Raw genomic sequence first — 17,549 nt, 5'->3', positions numbered from 1 at the left:
TTTTATATTAATGCTTTAAAATAATTATACTTTATTTCTAAGGTTTCTATAAGAACACTATTGGTTTCTGCATTGAAATCTCCTAATTCGTATTTGATAGGATATGCTCCAACTATATTCCAACTTTTGATAGGAATATGGTTTTCACCTAGTAACATTACTATTAGATTCAATGGTTTGAAAGCAAAACTCTCATAGGCTTCTTCACACCATTTTGTGATGGACGAAGGCGCTGTTTTTAATCCTCGTTTTAGCGTAAGCGTGCTGAATTTTAATCCTTTTGGTAACTCATGAACAAATCTATTTTCTCCACCTTCTGTGTAGGGTTCTGTTTCTACAGTAACGCTAAGTCCAGATACTGATTGGAAACTCAGATCTACAGGGTTTGGAAGTAATCCATTGAAATAGACTACAAAGTGAAATCCTGAAACTGGATATTTAAAGTTGTCAAAGAGCGCCATATTAACCTATGTTTTCCCATTCAACTCCTTCGTGAGCAACAGTTAACGTCTCAATAGCTACTTCGTTTCCTTCTGCTTTTAAGTCTGTTGACTGAATTTTCTTTGGCCAAGCATTTTTAACTCTCCAAACTACTACTGGTTCGTGTGCTTCGTTTAGCAAACTAATTGTAATGTCGCGACGTTCCGCCACATTTAGTTTGTTTTCTTGCATCCATGCATAGAATTCATTGTCTCCTCTAAACACACCTCTTTTTAATACAACATCTGTGTATTTTACCATGCCTGGCATGTTAATTTTGTTGTATTCAGGACTTGAACCTTCTCTGTATTCTAACATTTCAAATTCTTTATCGAGACCTGATACTTCTTGAAAACCAATTTTAGTTCCTCCCCATTCTACTTGAAAATGAAACTTTGGTAATGGATATGTTGCTGACATAATATTTTGTTTTAAATGTTTATGATTTTATATTTTTTATCGATAATTATCGTTTATGATTCTTGCATTTTGTGAGAGAACTTCAATACGATGAATTCTGCCGGACGTACAACTGCCATTCCAATTTCAATATTCATGATTCCGTTAAGGATATCATCTGCTGTCATTGTTTGGTTTAATCCTACTTTTACATAGAATGCGTCATCTGCGCTTGCTCCTGCTAATGCTCCTGCTTTCCACTGATTGATAAGGAAGTTTGTAATCATTGCTTTGATACGAACCCAAGTATTGGCGTCGTTTGGCTCAAATACAAATTGATCACTTGCTTTTTTAACTGATTCTTCCACCATGTTAAAGAAACGTCTAACAGATACGTAACGCCATTCGTTATCGTTTCCTGCTAATGTTCTAGCTCCCCAAACCATAACTCCTTTTCCTGTGAAGGAACGAATTGCGTTTACAGATTTACCTGCAGTTGTATCAACGTTTAATCCATCTTGAATGTCATTTGTTACACGTACAGAAGGTTTTACTACGTATGTTAGTCCTACATTTGCTGGCGCTTTCCATACACCTCTTGTGCTATCAACTCTTGCATATACTCCTGCAATTGCACTACTTGGTGGCAATTCCATTGGTAAGTTGTTGATGGCTGTTTTAATTTTGTTGTATGTATCGTTATCAGAAATTTCGAGTGTATCTAATTTTACAGTCACTGAAATAGCTCCGCCTGCAGCTGGAAGTGCATCTATTAATAGTTTTAATTCTCCACTAGCAATAAGTGTATCAATCTTAGCTTTTAACGCATCTGCTGGTGCATTGTCTGTATGAATTCCTAAGACATCATGCACACCTGGCTTGTTTAGCTGAATTTCATTAGAAACTTGCGTTTGTGTAGTATCTGCATTTAATCTATCTAAACTTTTGTTTAAATCTAGTATTGCTTGTTCTAAGTTATCGGTAATCCATGTGTCTAAATTGTTTGCTTCTGTAGCAACACTTCCGTCATCATGTGCAATTTGTAATGCATCATTTAAAACACTTTGTAGTGAGTTAATGTATGCTATAATATCATTTATATCTCCTTTTAAGGTAGGCACTAATGCAAGTGCAGCAGCGTCATCAGCAGCACCATCAATAGCAGCAGTAGTTGCAACTAAGTCAGTATCCGTAAGTGTTCCTAGCGCTGAAGTGTCTATCGCATCTGCAATGTTTTGTACTTTTAGTTGTGGATCATCTGGAGCCAAGTTTTCGATGGTTACATCAGTATTTGCCTCATCAATTTTATAGTTTAAAATCGTTTCTAGGTATGGATAGTAAGCTGCTCCATACTTTACAAAATCTTTTCCAAGACTTACACCGTTTCTTAGTGCAACAACATTAGGATCTGGATTTATTGAACCATCATATCCTAGTGTATCAATGATTGTGAATCGATCTTGTAGTTTGTTACATTGCTTTAATGCATCATTATACAATCCGTAAAAAGTAGTTGCAGTAATTCCGGATACTCGTGTAGCATCAGGAAATACAATAAGTGTTGGTTCATCAACTGTTGCGACTTCTGCCAAACCAGCTTTTAAAGCAACTTCATCAGCAATTGTAGCTACAGCAGATTCTCCTACTGCCAATTCACTACCATAACGTGCTACAGATGTAATGTAGCATGGTCCACCTCCATTAGCAAAGTATAGTTGTAATGAATAATACATTAAAAACGGTTCCTTAGAAGTTGGTTGTGTTACTACGATTGTACGATTGTCATCAGCATCGTCAGTTACAGTTACATCTATAGATGTTTCTGCTTTTGCTCCTCCGAAGAATCGTTCATACTCCAACATTGATGTTATACGTGTTGGAACCATGTTGAGATCTCCGTTAATTTTGTTTGTTGCTTTCTCCGTATATCCAATAAATGCAGGAATAGCCGTTTCAACTTGTGCTACAGAAGGCGGAAATTTTACAATCTCCTCTATGTAAACTCCTGGTGTTTTTAATGTACTAGCCATAATATTTATGATTTAAAAAGTTTTGTTAGTATTTAATTTATTTCAAATGTTAATGTAATTGGTGTCGTTAGGTTTGCTTCTACTATGTTTATTTGTAAAATTGCATCTGGCTTTACCCGTTCGTTAATGTCGTTATTTGTATTTTTTATTCCTTCTAATTCATTACTACTATAAACTATGTGTTCATTTAGTTTGAGTCCCAAATTGTTAGTTCCATTCCACTTTGTGTTTTGTCTATATGTGTGATCCGCCACAGCGTAAAATTCTAAATCAACATCTATTACTTCTGGAAGCCAGTTTGAAAAAGTTCTGTCTGGTGAAGTTGATACATACCCAACTATTTTTTGATCGGTTACTTCTACTCCATCAATGATGATTACATTGTCAACTGTTTCTGCCACAAATAGTTCTTCTTTTTTATACAGAACTACCAATCCTTCTGGAATTGACTTTATGACCAATCTGTATTGATCAATTAGCGCAGCCGTTTCTTTTGTTGGATATATTTTTACATGATTTTCAGTTACTAACCCATTTACATGATTTAGCTTGATTGTCGTCAACAGTTCGTATATGTAATTGAATCTACTCATCTTGCTTTTCTATGGATCCAATTGAAGTTATGATTGCTGAAAGTGACGCTATGTCTCTTTCTAATGCTGATACTCGTGCTTTGTATAGTACGCTTGGCATTTGTTTCCCACCTAGCATTCCCCAAATATTATTGAGTTGTTCAAAGCTTGGTGAACATAATTCCAAATTGAGTTCTATGTCGTCTTCATCTGCCGTAAAGGCAAATTTCTTTTGATGTTGAAAAAACTTTACTGTTTTGTATATTACGGCAACAGCTTTGTCATATTGCAACGTGCATGTGAATAGTAAGTAGTAGTTTAGATGGATTTTCGGAAAACGTTTGTCCATTTCAAAAGTTTGTCCATTTTGTACTAATCTTTGATTTGGAAAGTTTTTTAAGGTACTTTCTTCATCAATTCGAACAATCGTTACTACTAAATTTTCTCCGTCAAAGTCATTATCGTCAGACTGATAATCTCCAATGTTTTGCGCTCCCAGCTTTACAGAAATTCCCTGTAATGTATTGATGTAGGTAGCGAGTCCATCAGTGGTAAGTTTGTCTACGAATTTATTGATCATGTTGCTTGCTTCGTTACGGTTTGATTAACGATGAAACAAAACTACCGATAGACATATGGAATTGGTAGAGTCTATTAGCTAATTAACGATAGGAAAAACACTATTTATATTCAGGAAGAAAATGTAGCTTATATAGGAAAAACACGCTTTTGTGTTTTAAATAGAAATAGTATTTTATATATAAAGCAAAAAAAAACATGATAACCTCTTAAATGTCATGTAAATAAAATTATAATAATTAAAAAAATCCCTTCAAAAAAGGGATTCGTTTTTTTATATAAAAATGTAATGTGAAGTATTATTTTTTTAATTCTGTTTTTATGACTTCCCAAAGTGCTTCCGTAACGTTTTCAAGCGTTTCATCACCATTTACAGTAACAATATGTTCTTCATTTTTCAGCTTTTCAAACGCACGTAAGTATTGTGTTTGCACAGCTTTTAGGTTGTCTAAGGTTTCGTAAATTTCTATTGTCTCACGATTCGCATTGATTCGTTTCATAGCAACTTCGGGAGAAACATCTACAAATAGATTTACATCTGGTTTTAATGTTTTCGCTGCCATGTTGTTAGAAGCAATTACCCAATCCATATCTACATGCGCACCATGATATGCATAGGAAGAAAAGTAGTATCTATCAGTAATTACAGTGTATCCTTCAGCTAGTTTTTTAAGAATTCCTTCCGTTTCATGAAGTAGGTGATCTAGTCTGTCTGCAACAAATAGTGCTGCTATTACTTTTTCATCCGCTTTTTCTTTACCACCGAGAATAGTTCTGATCATTTTACCTATACGCATATCTGTAGGCTCAAACGTAAGATATACTTTGTGACCTTCAGCTTCTAAACGTTTTGCAATGTTTTTTGCTTGCGTACTTTTTCCACTTCCATCAATTCCTTCAATTGCTATGAATAGATTTTTCTTCATGTTTTTTTACTTCTAGCTGCCAAAAATAAACATTAAATTATAGGAATACATCATCTTACCTAAATTTACTGTTTTAGATAAAATATTAGTGTTTACTTTTTGAATAGTTTGGTTTGAAATGACTTTTGTGAAGATTTTTTGGGGAATCCAGTTTTGAGATATATTGTTTAAAAATCTGGAGATAGTTCTATGAGTTTTTTCTGAATACCATAAATGACTAATCCCGCTACATTTTTAGATTCTGTTTTTAGCAATAGATTGTTTCGGTGTCCTTCAACTGTTCGTGGACTTATGAATAGTTTTTCTGCTATTTCATTGGTTGTATATTGATTGCAGATAAGTTCAAGAATTTCTTTTTCACGCTTTGTAAGTAAGTTATTGTCTAAATCACTTTTGATGCGTTTGCTTTTTGCAGATAATAAGTTTTCATGAATGATTTTTAATACGCGTTCATCATAATAAAATCCTTTAGCAAATACTTCATTTATTGTGTGTACAACAATTTTTGGTGATGTGTTTTTGAGAAGATATGAAGATGCTCCAACATCTATCATGTTTGTTATAAATGATTTCCCATCATAACTTGTTACTGCAATTACTTTAATTTCCGGATATTCTTTTTGTAGTATTTTGGTACTTTCTACGCCATTTAACATTGGCATTTTTAAGTCCATCAATACAACGTCTGGCCTTGTTTCTGTTTTTAGTTTTTCGATCAGATCAGCTCCATTTTCGGCTTCAAATACGATTTCAAAATTTTTAATTCGTGTTAATATAAATGACATTCCTGCTCTAAATAAGGCTTCATCATCGGCAATGGCTATTTTTATAATTTCTGTATCCATAATCCTGTATATTAAATTGTGATTTCTACTTTGACTCCTTTTGATTTTTCACTTTCGTAGCTAATATCACCTTTTAGTAATGATACTCTACTTTCTATATTACGCAAACCTAGTCCTTTTTGGGCTCCAATTGTGTTGGTATCAAATCCTAATCCATTGTCTTTGTAAGATAGGGATAAGTTTTCTTTTTCAGGTTTGAAATTTAATTCTATTTCTTTAGCTTTTCCATGACGCATAGAATTGTTCATGAGCTCTTGTACGACTCTAAACACATGTAATTCATCGTCTTTTGCTAATCTACCAATTTTGTAGTCAATGTTAGAGGTGACATTTACTTTTTTGCTATTGCTAAATTCATCACATAGCTCTTCTAACGCTGCGCCTAAACCAAATTTTTCAAGAATTGGCGGTAATAAATTGTGTGCAATTTTTCGTGAACTCTCAATCGTTTTATTCGTTACACGAAGCATATGATTTATAATTTCTTCATTTTCTTTTGGCGTCACATTTTCTTCTTCCAAGAGAAAGTTTGCGCTAAGCGAAACCACATTTAACTTTGCACTAATCGCATCATGTAAATCTTGTGCTATACGATTTCGTTCCGCTTCTTGTGCTACTATCGTAGCTTTTAGCATTTCCTTTTGGTGTACTAATTCTAAGGTCTTTTTTTCAAGTTCTTTTTGGATGATTTTTTTCCTCGATAAAAAGAAAAACAATATCAATGTTAGCCCCATAACTAACAGTAAAACGACACCAAAAATTACAATAGTGATGACTCCATTTTCCTCTACAAAAAGTGAATTCATAACGTTTTTAGTTTGGCTTTATTTTTTTTCTTTCTACGATCAATATACCATTGTACTAGAATAATTATTTGAAAGACTAAGAATATAAAAGCATTCAATATCCATAATGCAATTTCAGTTTCTTGCTCTAACTTTAATCCAATGTTTGCAATAGAAAATAATAGTATAGTTCCAAGTAAATAAATAAGAATTCCGCTATTAACAAGATATAATTTTAGTTCACTATCTGATATATAATTAAAGAAGTAAACTATTGAATAAAGTATTAATATTGTTGAGGTTGCAATAATTCCAATGGTATTGTATTGAAAAAACAGATCAGGAGTCCAAGCATATTGAACTCCTAATACTGTCAATAAGATAAACATCATTACTAAAATATATTTTCTCTTTTTTTGTTCTTTAAAAATTTCATAATAAAATAAACTCAGCATTAAAAATTGCATTATCAAATAAGTATTTGCCAAATAAAGGTTGGGAATTTCCAATTCGAATAAAATTGTTCCCGTTAATTGATTTATTGCTGTACACAACAAATAAATAGCAAAATACTTATACGCTAAGTCTTTAGACACTATAAACTTTGAATATAATATGGTATTTAATAGTAAAATAGCCGTAGAACTATATGAGAAAATAATTAATAATGACATGTATTAGTTCCCACCGTTTAATACATTTCCATTTCCGCATTGTTGTGGACAAGGCAATGTATGATCATACACAAATTGACCATTAAGTTCGTCAATCATATCATTTCCTTTACTATCAACACCAACAAGAAGAAGATGGTCTACTCCTTTTTCATCAATTGCTAAATATCCTCTCATATTATCAGCTCCACTTTCAGCTTTTGCCTCATTAATATCATTCATAGGGATAAAATAACCGTTGATTTCTTCAATTGATTGTCTTTCTCTCCAGTTTTGAGTCCAAATAGCAGCAGTTGATAAAGGAATTGCTCCTGGTGGATAAACGATTTTACTTTTTTGTTCTCCGAATTTTGAATCCATAATAATTTAATTTTTGTAGTTAGTATGGCTTAAAAATAGTAAAATATATGGTTCTATTTTCTACAATTCTTACTTAAAAAAATATTTTTTATCTATAATTACGTACTTCTACCTGTTTTTAATTTTAAGTGATTAGACCATTACATAAATGAAGTAATACCTATATTTTTGGATTCATAGTATTTAATAAAAAATGCTATCTTTATTCTTTTAACCTTATAAACTATATTATTATGGATCCATTTATCGGAGAAATTGTTATGTTCGGAGGAAATTTTGCACCAAGAGGTTGGGCATTATGTAACGGACAATTATTAGCTATCTCGTCAAACTCGGCGTTATTTTCTATCTTAGGAACAACGTACGGAGGAGACGGAAGAACTTCGTTTGCTTTACCTGATTTAAGAGGAAGAGCTGCTATTCACCCAGGAACAGGCCCAGGATTGTCTACTATTAAGTTAGGACAAAGAGGTGGAGCTGAGTACCACACATTAAATGTTTTAGAGATGCCAAATCACTCACATAGTGGAGCTACTTTGAAAGGCTCTATTGGTACTAATGAGGAGGATGCTGATTCTGAAGATCCTACAGGACATACATTGGCACCAATACAAGTAAGTGCATCTAGTGCAGTTACGGTGAACGCATATAATTCTTCACCTGTTGATAGTTTAATGGCGCCTAACTCTGTTTCTATTACAGGAAATACATTAGCTACAGGAGGAAATCAATCTTTCTATATTAGAAACCCATTTGAGGGAATTAACTATATCATTGCCATGCTTGGAGTATATCCATCAAGAAGCTAAACAACTTTTTAGTTAAAAAATCGAATTAATTAACATTAAAAAAATATAATTATGAATCCATTTTTAGCGCAAATAGTAATGTTTGGCGGAAATTTTGCACCAAGAGGTTGGGCATTATGTGACGGACAATTACTGCCTATAAATCAAAATCAAGCACTATTTTCTCTTTTAGGTACTACTTATGGTGGTGACGGAAGAACGACTTTTGCTTTGCCTGATTTAAGAAGTAGAAGCCCTATCCATGCAGGTCGTGGACCAGGACTTTCTGACATTAAATTAGGTCAAAGAGGTGGTATCGAAACCAAAACATTGACACTACTTGAATTACCTAATCACTTTCACAATGCTGGTACTATGAAAGGTAGTATTGGTACTAATGAAGAAGATGCTGATTCTGAAGAACCAGCAGGAAGAGTATTTGCACCAATACAAGTAAGCGCATCTAGTGCTGTTACGGTGAATGCATACAATTCTTCACCTGTTGATAGTATAATGGCACCTAACTCTGTTTCTGTCTCGGGAAACACAGGTCCATCAGGTAATAATCAACCATTCAATATAAGAAATCCATTTTTAGGGATTAACTATATCATAGCTATGCAAGGAACTTTTCCTTCAAGAAGCTAATTAAAATTCATATTCCTCTCTAAAGTTTAATTTTTAGAGGGGAATTTTAACTTAACATTAATAATTCCCTAGTGGCTTGTAAGGGTCTTTTTTAATTTACTATCTTTACAGCCATAAACTAAATTCTTAAAGTATGAAAATAAAATTACTCTCTATATTGGTTGCGATACCAATGTTTTTAATTACTACTGCTTCATTTGGTCAAGCTACAACCTTGGGTGTAGGGGACATTGTTATAATACAAAATCAAGCAGATACACCTGATGATTTTGCATTTGTTGTTCTTGTAGATGTTAATGAAGGAACTGGAATCTTTTTCACAGATTGCGGAGCAAATGCTAGTGGTTTTGCATCTCCATGTAATGAAGGAGCTGTTAAATATACGGTCCCAACTGGAGGAATAGATGCTGGAGATGTTATAAGATTTTCCGTTAGTGGTACTGACTTTGCAAATTACAGCGACGCTAGAATTACAAGTGGTAGCGGTATGGCACTAGCTGCAGCTGGAGATCAAATTATTGCTTTCCAAGATAGCTCAAATGCAGCTGGAGGAACGGATGCAGGTAACAATGCAACATTTTTATTCATCAATCAAATTGCTTCTACAGCTTTTACTGGAAGTCCAACCGATTCTAATCAAAGTGCTTTGCCACCTGGATTGAATGATACAACTCCGCCAAGATCTGCTTTAGGCTTAGGTTCTGGTGCTGGTGTGCAGGATGAGTGGGATAATTCTATGTACGTAGGAACTTATGACTTTTCTGGGTTTAACACGCCAGCTGAAGCCATTACTGCTGCTAGGTTAGCATTGACTGATCCAGCAAATTATGTAGGTGTAAATTCTATTTTTGACACAGCTTATGCCAATGGTGTAACTGCTATTCCAACGGAATTAGATTTGACAACACTATCTACTAATGAGTTTTTAAGTAATTCATTTGCCGTACATCCAAATCCATCTAATGGAAATATTACAATTCGTAATTCAGGAATTGCATTACAAAATGTAACGATTACTGATATTAGTGGACGTACAATTTCTTCTAATAATATGAATGGTGTTACTAGCAATGTTGATTTAAGTTTAAAATTAACTACAGGAATCTATTTAATGAAGTTATCATCTAACGATGCTTCTACAACAAAGAAGTTAATTATCAAGTAATTCTTGATTTTTATATAAAATTTAAAAAGCGGATACACTTGTATCCGCTTTTTTTATGTCCTACTACTACTAATAGAATAAGATCGTTAGTACTATACTAAAGAAATACATACGATTTAAAGTACTTCTCGATACTAAATTTTACAAAATTTAACTCGAAGTGACGCTTAGTTTTAATAGAGGCATCTTTCTTTCTATAGAAATTTCATAACTGAGTCGCTTCAAGCTATACGAAAACAGAAAGAATGATTGTCGCTTTTATGTTTTGCATATTAGATAACTAACTTTATTTTGAAACGAGAACTATCTCACGGAAGTGTGAAAACGAATATGAGGCTTTGGGTTTTGGGTTTTGGGAAATTTTTAATTTATAATCACAAAAAAACGAGCACTACACAGTACTCGCTTTTTCTATATTTTATGTGTGATTGAATTACTTTTTACTAGCAATCCACTCGTCTACTAAATCACTTAATACATTTAATGGAACAGCTCCATTACTCAATATAACTTCGTGAAATTCTCGAATGTCAAACTTGTCTCCTAGTATTGCTTTTGCATTTTTACGAAGCGCAATGATTTTGTTCATTCCAACTTTGTATGCAGTTGCCTGACTAGGCATTACAATATGACGTTCCACCATTTTTACAGCATCCGATTTTGCATTTGGTGTGTTTGTTACGTAATAATCGATTCCTTCCTGGCGTGTCCATTTTTTTGCATGAATTCCTGTGTCTACCACCAATCGGCATGCGCGCCACAATTCCATTGCCAAACGTCCAAAGTCTGAATATGGATTGTCATAGAAGCCCATTTCTTTCGGAATAAACTCAGAGTATAATCCCCAACCTTCAATGTATGCAGTATATCCACCAAGTTTACGAAACATAGGTACATTTTCTAATTCTTGTGCAATGGCTATTTGCATATGATGTCCTGGAATTCCTTCATGGTATGCCAATGCTTCCATTTGGTAACTTGGCATTGCTTCCATTGTATACATGTTTGCATAGTACGTTCCTGGTCGCGAACCATCTAGTGCTGGTTGTTGATAAAATGCTTTTCCTGCTGATTTTTCACGGAACGCTTCTACTGCTTTTACCTGAATATCTGCTTTTGGTTTTGTAATGAACAATTCGTCCAAACGAGATTTCATGGTATTTATCATTCCCGTAGCTTTGTCCATATACGCTTTTCTTCCTTCAGCTGTAGCTGAATAGTAGAATTGCTTATCAACTTTCATAAACTTAAAAAACTCTTGCAATGATCCTTCGAAACCTACTTGATCTTTGATTTGTTTCATTTCATTATGAATACGAGCTACTTCATCCAAACCTAATTGATGAATTTCATCAGAAGTCATGTTTGTCGTTGTAGTTCGCGCTAACGCATTGTTATAAAACTCCAATCCGTTCGGAAATTTCCATGCACCATCTTCGTCTGTAGCAACTTTTTGCTGTGCTTCTAATAGTACGATTAATGAACTAAAAGCTGGCTTTACCGAATTTACTAAAGCTTCATTCGCAGCAGTTTCTAGTGCTTCTCTATCTTTATCTTCTAGTGTTAAGGTTTCAATTTTTGATCTGAAATCATTCCAAAGCGTACTATTTTCTTTGCTACTATCAAATGGAAATCCTTTGATAATATTTTTTGCGTTACTGATTACATGATTGAATACAAATTTAGGTGGCAATATACCTGCTTCTTGACGTTCTTTCAAATTTACTTCTACTGCTGCAAATAAGTTTTTTAAACCGTTTAAACGTGATATATAAGCTTCTGCATCACTTTTATCTTTAACCTGATGCATATTAATAAGAAATGCAGGAATTTCCGCTTGCATTCCATGCATTTGATTCAATGGATAGTTATACAATCTGTATTTGTAATCTTCAATATGATTTTCTAATCGTTGTTTGTATAGTTTAAAACTTAATGCTGTAGAAGTATCTAAAGCTGTGACATCAACATTTTCTGTTAACCATTTTAAACGATCTTTTGCTTTTTGAAGGTTTTTTTCTTCTGCTTCTATTGAAATATCATCCCATTTTCCATAATCGGTTTTATCACCAATACGCGTTTGCATTTGTGGCGAATCTTTTAAGTCAAGCTCAAATTGTTCCTGAAACCAATCATTTAAACGTATGGAATGTTCTTTAACTTTGGCTTCAGCACGGGCTTTCTCAATTTTCTGTTTTTCGCCTTCACAAGCAAGAAAACCAGTCAGAATCAATAATAATAGTATGCTTTTCGTTATTTTTTTCATGTACAAGTCAGTTGGTTATTTTTCTTTTTTAAAGTTTTCAATACCATCTTGCAGCCACTTTTCATATTCTTGTGCATCTGGTGTATATCCAACTGGTTTTTGCAGCATTTCCATGTTTGGAGATAGTAATACATAGTACGGCTGTGAATTGTTATTGAAATTCAACGTTTGTAGCGTTGCCATTTTATCTCCGTAGGTTTTAATTTTTTTGATATTTCCATTTCCTTTATCAAATCGAAACTTTTGATCTTCTGGTAAAGGTTTTCGATCATCAACATAAAGTGAAATTAAAATGTATTCGTCATTTAAAATTTTGAATACATCTGGTTCACTCCATACTTGTTCTTCCATCTTTCGGCAGTTTACACATGCCCAACCTGTAAAATCTAACATGATTGGTTTGTTTTCTGCTTTTGCAGCTGCTATTCCTTCATCAATGTCTTTATAACAAGGCAATCCAAGCGGGCAATCGCCATGTTCTGTACTTTCTACGCCAGCTTGCTGATCGTATAAACTATAGAATAACGGTGGTGGAAAACCACTTAATAATTTCAAGTTTGCATATTTTGTATTTGTCAATCCTGGAATTAAATACACCACAAATGCCAATACAAGTATTCCAAATGAAATTCTGCTGAAGCTTAGTTTTTTGATTGGACTATCATGTGGAAACTTTAAAAGACCAAATAAATATGAAACTAATCCCATTCCTAAAAGCACCCAAATTCCAATAAATACTTCTCTTTTTAAGAATCCCCAATGTGATACTAAATCTGCATTTGATAAGAATTTTAATGCCAATCCAAGTTCTAAGAATCCTAAAACAACTTTTACAGAGTTTAACCAACCACCAGATCTTGGTAACGAGTTTAACCATTTTGGGAACATCGCAAATAGTGTAAATGGTAATGCTAATGCCAAACCAAATCCACTCATTCCCATGGTGAGTTTCATTGCCGGATCACCTGCGGCAAGCGTTGTACTTCCTAATAAAGCTCCTAAAATTGGTCCTGTACATGAAAATGAAACAATTACCAACACCATTGCCATTAAAAAGATTCCGACAATTCCTCCAATGTTATTTGCTTTTGAATCTAACGAATTACTCCATGAAGCTGGCAATGTTAATTCAAAATAACCAAAGAAAGAAAATGCAAATACTACAAATACAATAAAGAATATTAAATTCAATGTTGCGTTTGTAGAGACATTATTGAGTATTTCGGGATCGAGCGAGTCTAATACATGAAACGGTAAACTTAGTAAGAAGTATACCAAGAAAATAAAGAAACCGTAAAGTATAGAGTTAAATAGTCCTTTTTGAGCGGTCGATCCACTTTTAGTGAAAAATGATACTGTCAACGGAATCATTGGAAAAACACATGGTGTTAACAACGCAATTAATCCTCCTAAAAATCCTAAAAAGAAAATAGATAGATTGCTTTTTTCAGCAATTTCAGTATCATCTTTAAATTTATCTTTCCCTGTAATCTGTAGATCTAATTCTTTTGATAATAAAATATCTTTTTCCGTCAACTCTGCACTTTTTGCAGCAACTGTTGAGTTGTCTAATGCAATTGCGAAGTCTACGCCTGTTGGCGGCAAACACTTTTCATCATCGCAGACCATGTATACCACTTCTGCATTGATAATTTTTGTGTTTTTATCTTTTAGTTTTATTTTTTGTGTAAATGTTGCTTCCTTTTCATAAAAAGAAATGTTCATTTGAAATACTTTGTCAAACACATCTTTCGTTGGCGATTCTTGCACTTTTCCAACTAAATCATAGGTTGTTCCGGCGTCAGCAAAATTGAACTCTGTCGGAAACGGTCCTGAATCTCCATAATTACGTTGCGAATACAAATGCCAGTTTTTTTCCACACTTGCTTTCATAATGATTTCATACTCATCATCCGAAAGCTTTTTTACAGAAGTTGCCCATTTTACAGGTTCTAATACATTTGATTGTCCACCGAAAACATTATTACTTGATGTTTTCCCTGGTATCTGAAACGTAAACTCTTTATCACCTAAAACACATTTTTCATCATCACAGCTCTGATAAATAACTTCTGAAGTAATCGCTGTAACATCAGGATTTGTGATTTCTATTTTTTGTGTAAATGTTGCCGTGCCTTTAAAAAACGTAAGTTCCGCCTGAAATACTTTATCAAACTTTGTAATTCCTTCACTTTCTTCATTCTTTCCAACTAGTTTAAAATCGTTGGCTTGTTGAATAGAATCGTACATGAATTCCGTTGGAAACCCACTATTCTCAGTTAAATACTGTGAATATAACTTCCATTTATCTATAATTTCTGCTTTATAAATAAGCTTGTATTCTGTATCGGATACCTTTTCTATTTCCGAAGTCCATTGAACCGGATCGTCCATTTGTGCATGCACAGCAAAGCTAGAAACACATAAGAGTAATAACGTAATTAGTTTTTTCATCTGATAATAATTGTTGTTGTTTTAGTTGACAACTAAAATTCGTTCATTATAGTTTTGTTGATTTTCAACATATTTTTCATGACGCATTTCATTGCACTGTAAACTTAATAATTGTGTTGGTTGGTTGGGTTAATTTATATCGGTTATCGGAACGTTTTCCAATAATCCAAACGATTTGTCCTTCATTGCAAAGTAACCATTGATTTTCTTTATCAATCAACGAGTACTTTTCATCCTTGAAGTACTTGCTTAATTTTTTTTTGCCTTTCATCCCAAACGGATAAAAATAGTCTCCATTTTTCCACTTTCTTACGATTAACGGAAACTTTAACAACTCTTTATCAACATACAATACCGAATTTCCCGTGGTTGTAATGTTTGATACTTCTTCCAATTGTAAATTAATTGGATTGGTAATCGTTGCCGTTTCCTCCAAAATTTCAATTTCTTCAATGGCTACTTCTCCTTGTAATGGTTGCAACAATAAGTCTTCCCTGTTTTTTATTAAACGATATGTTGCCGAAGTTATTTGCTTTCCGCTTTGTCCATCTAACAAATCCATCACATCATTCCAAGCTGTAAAACCATACGAACGCAATAACTCAAACAAATATACTTTTGGATGTGCGCTTTCTTGTATCTTTTTGATGTTGATACATAACGTTCCATCCGCCGTTTCCTTTATTACGTTCTTTCGAAACTTTTCAATACTGCTATTAATCATCAATTTACTTTCCTGTAAATGTGTTTGAGTTGCCTGAAAGTTCTCTGTAAATGTTGGATGCAATTCTTTTAACAACGGTACAATATCGTGGCGTATTTTATTACGAATATATTTTGTAGCTGCATTGCTACTATCTTCTCGCCATGTTATTTGATTGCTTTCCGCATATGTTTTTAGTTCACTTCGCGTGAAAGGCAATAGCGGACGTACAATATTTCCGTTTTTCTCAGGAATTCCTGTCAAACCATCAATACCTGTTCCACGTGATAGATTGATAAGAAACGTTTCTAACGCATCATCTGTATGATGTGCTGTTAGAATATAATCGTATTGAAATGTTGTTGCTAATTCTTGAAACCATGCATATCGCAACGAACGTGCTGCCATTTGAATTGATTCTTTCTGTTCATTTGCATAAGTTTCTGTATCAAACTTCTTTGTAAAGAACTTTACATTCAATGATGTTGCTAACTCTTTCACAAACAGTTCATCTGCATCGCTTTCTTCAGCACGCAGCTGAAAATTACAATGAGCAAAGGCAATATCATACCCAAGTTTATAAAACAAATTTGCCATCACAACACTATCCAATCCGCCACTAATAGCAATAAGGAGTTTTTGCTTCTGTAAAAAAGGTATGTTTTCAGCAATATGTTTTTCTAAATTCTCTAGCAAACGAATAGGTTAAAGAGACTACAAGTCCTTGTGATACTTATTGTTCCAAAGATAATTAAATAGGTGAATTATCAATAAAAACCGCTTAAAAATGTTATCTAAATGTTACGATTACAATTGTAATTAACACTAAAATAAAAGTGCATATAGCATAGATATCAGCCATCAAAGTACTTTTCCTTATTAAAATAAAAATGAACACTATTAAATATCTTTTTCAAGATTTTGATTATCAATCGGATTATTATAGCTTTAGCAATAGTCTATAATAAAAAAAAGATGTTCGATATATTCAAGAAAAAAACATATCAAATAGATTTTTCAGAAGAAAACAAAGCGCATTTTATACGCATCCTAACTGAAATTTCTGAAATCCTACGTGACTCAGCATACACGACTCAAGGAAATTGGATAAAGCAGATTTTATCAACCATCCTGAATGAGAACCAAGAAAGATTTAAAGAAAAAGTGATTTCTGCTGAATTACTTGGCGGATCAGGTTCTGTTGTTGACGTTTCTATTCGAAATGAAGAGACGATGAAAAGGTTTACTGATTTAATGAATGCCTTTTTAGAGCTAACTATAAAATCAGGATTAAACCACAGTGCTGTAAAATCAAGAATTATAAAACAATAATGAAATACATACCAATCATATTACTTTTAATTTTAATTAGCTGCAAAAGCGAAACAAAAACAGAAGGCGAAATTGACAAAACCGTTTATGAAATTTGGAATAGTTTTACAGAAGCTAATCCTGAGTTTGCCAAAGACGAAGTTCCTGAATCTTGGTATTTTCATTCTAATGAGAAAGATGCAAATCGCTTAGCTGCATTAGTAGTAAACGGAAAAAAGAAGGCTTCTTCTGGTTTGTATGCTTGGTATAAAGAGGCAAATGCTGATTTACCAAAAATTGGAGAAAAGCATATTATCACGGATTTTGATGGAAAAGCGCAAGCTATCATTGAAATAAAAAAGATAGATACAATTCCATTCAATCAAATTTCTAAAGACTATGCAACATTAGATATGGCAACAGAAATTGAACCACTAAAAAAGTGGAAAAAAGCACATTGGGACTTTTTTGCTGGTGCCATGAAAGAAAGTGGAACCAAACCAACAGAGGAAATGTTGGTCGTTTGTGAATGGTTTGAAACAATCTGGACAAAAAAGTAATTTC

At 33.4% G+C, this 17,549-nt stretch carries 18 protein-coding genes; 5 read left to right on the top strand and 13 right to left on the bottom strand.

What is annotated here, in order from left to right:
* Positions 1-2: 2 nt before the first annotated feature.
* The 10 genes from ACUUYC_RS17070 to ACUUYC_RS17025 form a co-directional block, all read right to left on the bottom strand.
* The gene (locus tag ACUUYC_RS17070; protein WP_474267883.1) at positions 3-461 is read right to left on the bottom strand and encodes a phage tail protein; all 459 of its coding nucleotides are present in this window, start codon (positions 459-461) and stop codon (positions 3-5) included.
* Position 462: 1 nt separating this feature from the next.
* Positions 463-900 (bottom strand): phage tail protein, encoded by a 438-nt coding sequence (locus ACUUYC_RS17065; protein ID WP_474267882.1) that lies wholly within the window; start codon positions 898-900, stop codon positions 463-465.
* A 53-nt stretch (positions 901-953) separates the two neighbouring features.
* On the bottom strand, positions 954-2,909 hold the full coding sequence (locus ACUUYC_RS17060) for a phage tail sheath family protein (protein WP_474267881.1): 1,956 nt from the start codon (positions 2,907-2,909) through the stop codon (positions 954-956).
* Positions 2,910-2,941: 32 nt separating this feature from the next.
* The gene (locus ACUUYC_RS17055) at positions 2,942-3,502 is read right to left on the bottom strand and encodes a hypothetical protein (protein ID WP_474267880.1); all 561 of its coding nucleotides are present in this window, start codon (positions 3,500-3,502) and stop codon (positions 2,942-2,944) included.
* Positions 3,495-4,061: a Pvc16 family protein gene (locus ACUUYC_RS17050; RefSeq protein WP_474267879.1), complete on the bottom strand. Its 567-nt coding sequence runs from the start codon at positions 4,059-4,061 to the stop codon at positions 3,495-3,497. Before ACUUYC_RS17050 ends, ACUUYC_RS17055 begins: the two co-directional genes overlap by 8 nt.
* 298 nt (positions 4,062-4,359) lie before the next feature.
* On the bottom strand, positions 4,360-4,986 hold the full coding sequence (gene tmk / locus ACUUYC_RS17045) for a dTMP kinase (protein ID WP_474267878.1): 627 nt from the start codon (positions 4,984-4,986) through the stop codon (positions 4,360-4,362).
* A 167-nt stretch (positions 4,987-5,153) separates the two neighbouring features.
* Positions 5,154-5,831, bottom strand: a complete 678-nt coding sequence (locus ACUUYC_RS17040; protein ID WP_474267877.1) for a response regulator — start codon at positions 5,829-5,831, stop codon at positions 5,154-5,156.
* 11 nt (positions 5,832-5,842) lie between these two features.
* Entirely contained in the window at positions 5,843-6,637 is a 795-nt protein-coding gene (locus ACUUYC_RS17035) for a sensor histidine kinase (RefSeq protein WP_474267876.1), read from the bottom strand.
* On the bottom strand, positions 6,634-7,290 hold the full coding sequence (locus tag ACUUYC_RS17030) for a hypothetical protein (RefSeq protein WP_474267875.1): 657 nt from the start codon (positions 7,288-7,290) through the stop codon (positions 6,634-6,636). The genes ACUUYC_RS17035 and ACUUYC_RS17030 overlap by 4 nt, the downstream gene beginning before the upstream one ends.
* Before the next feature lie 3 nt (positions 7,291-7,293).
* The gene (locus ACUUYC_RS17025; protein ID WP_474267874.1) at positions 7,294-7,650 is read right to left on the bottom strand and encodes a hypothetical protein; all 357 of its coding nucleotides are present in this window, start codon (positions 7,648-7,650) and stop codon (positions 7,294-7,296) included.
* A gap of 233 nt (positions 7,651-7,883) precedes the next feature.
* Between ACUUYC_RS17025 and ACUUYC_RS17020 the strand changes: the two genes are divergently transcribed.
* From ACUUYC_RS17020 to ACUUYC_RS17010, 3 genes are all read left to right on the top strand, one after another.
* A complete protein-coding gene (locus tag ACUUYC_RS17020; RefSeq protein WP_474267873.1) occupies positions 7,884-8,459 on the top strand; it encodes a phage tail protein in 576 nt (191 codons plus the stop codon).
* A 51-nt stretch (positions 8,460-8,510) separates the two neighbouring features.
* Positions 8,511-9,086, top strand: coding sequence for a phage tail protein (locus tag ACUUYC_RS17015; protein ID WP_474267872.1), 576 nt, complete (start codon positions 8,511-8,513; stop codon positions 9,084-9,086).
* Positions 9,087-9,219: 133 nt separating this feature from the next.
* Complete coding sequence (locus ACUUYC_RS17010; RefSeq protein ID WP_474267871.1) at positions 9,220-10,251, top strand: T9SS type A sorting domain-containing protein; 1,032 nt, start codon at positions 9,220-9,222, stop codon at positions 10,249-10,251.
* Between the two features lie 433 nt (positions 10,252-10,684).
* Here the strand turns inward: ACUUYC_RS17010 and ACUUYC_RS17005 are convergent, their stop codons facing one another.
* The 3 genes from ACUUYC_RS17005 to tilS all read right to left on the bottom strand — a co-directional run bounded on the left by ACUUYC_RS17005 (position 10,685) and on the right by tilS (position 16,370).
* A complete protein-coding gene (locus ACUUYC_RS17005; RefSeq protein WP_474267870.1) occupies positions 10,685-12,517 on the bottom strand; it encodes a DUF885 domain-containing protein in 1,833 nt (610 codons plus the stop codon).
* Positions 12,518-12,532: 15 nt separating this feature from the next.
* A complete protein-coding gene (locus ACUUYC_RS17000; RefSeq protein WP_474267869.1) occupies positions 12,533-14,971 on the bottom strand; it encodes a protein-disulfide reductase DsbD family protein in 2,439 nt (812 codons plus the stop codon).
* A gap of 88 nt (positions 14,972-15,059) precedes the next feature.
* Entirely contained in the window at positions 15,060-16,370 is a 1,311-nt protein-coding gene (gene tilS, locus ACUUYC_RS16995) for a tRNA lysidine(34) synthetase TilS (RefSeq protein ID WP_474267868.1), read from the bottom strand.
* A 279-nt stretch (positions 16,371-16,649) separates the two neighbouring features.
* Between tilS and ACUUYC_RS16990 the strand changes: the two genes are divergently transcribed.
* Together ACUUYC_RS16990 and ACUUYC_RS16985 are read left to right on the top strand one after the other, a co-directional pair.
* Positions 16,650-17,006 carry a hypothetical protein gene (locus tag ACUUYC_RS16990; protein ID WP_474267867.1) on the top strand — a complete coding sequence of 119 codons (357 nt, stop codon included), beginning with the start codon at positions 16,650-16,652 and terminating at the stop codon, positions 17,004-17,006.
* The gene (locus ACUUYC_RS16985; RefSeq protein WP_474267866.1) at positions 17,006-17,545 is read left to right on the top strand and encodes an ASCH domain-containing protein; all 540 of its coding nucleotides are present in this window, start codon (positions 17,006-17,008) and stop codon (positions 17,543-17,545) included. The genes ACUUYC_RS16990 and ACUUYC_RS16985 overlap by 1 nt, the downstream gene beginning before the upstream one ends.
* Positions 17,546-17,549: the final 4 nt, after the last annotated feature.

This window comes from Kordia sp. E (assembly GCF_056033805.1).
The sequence above is the reverse complement of the archived record's forward strand: the minus strand, read 5'-3'. Positions and strand labels throughout refer to the sequence as shown.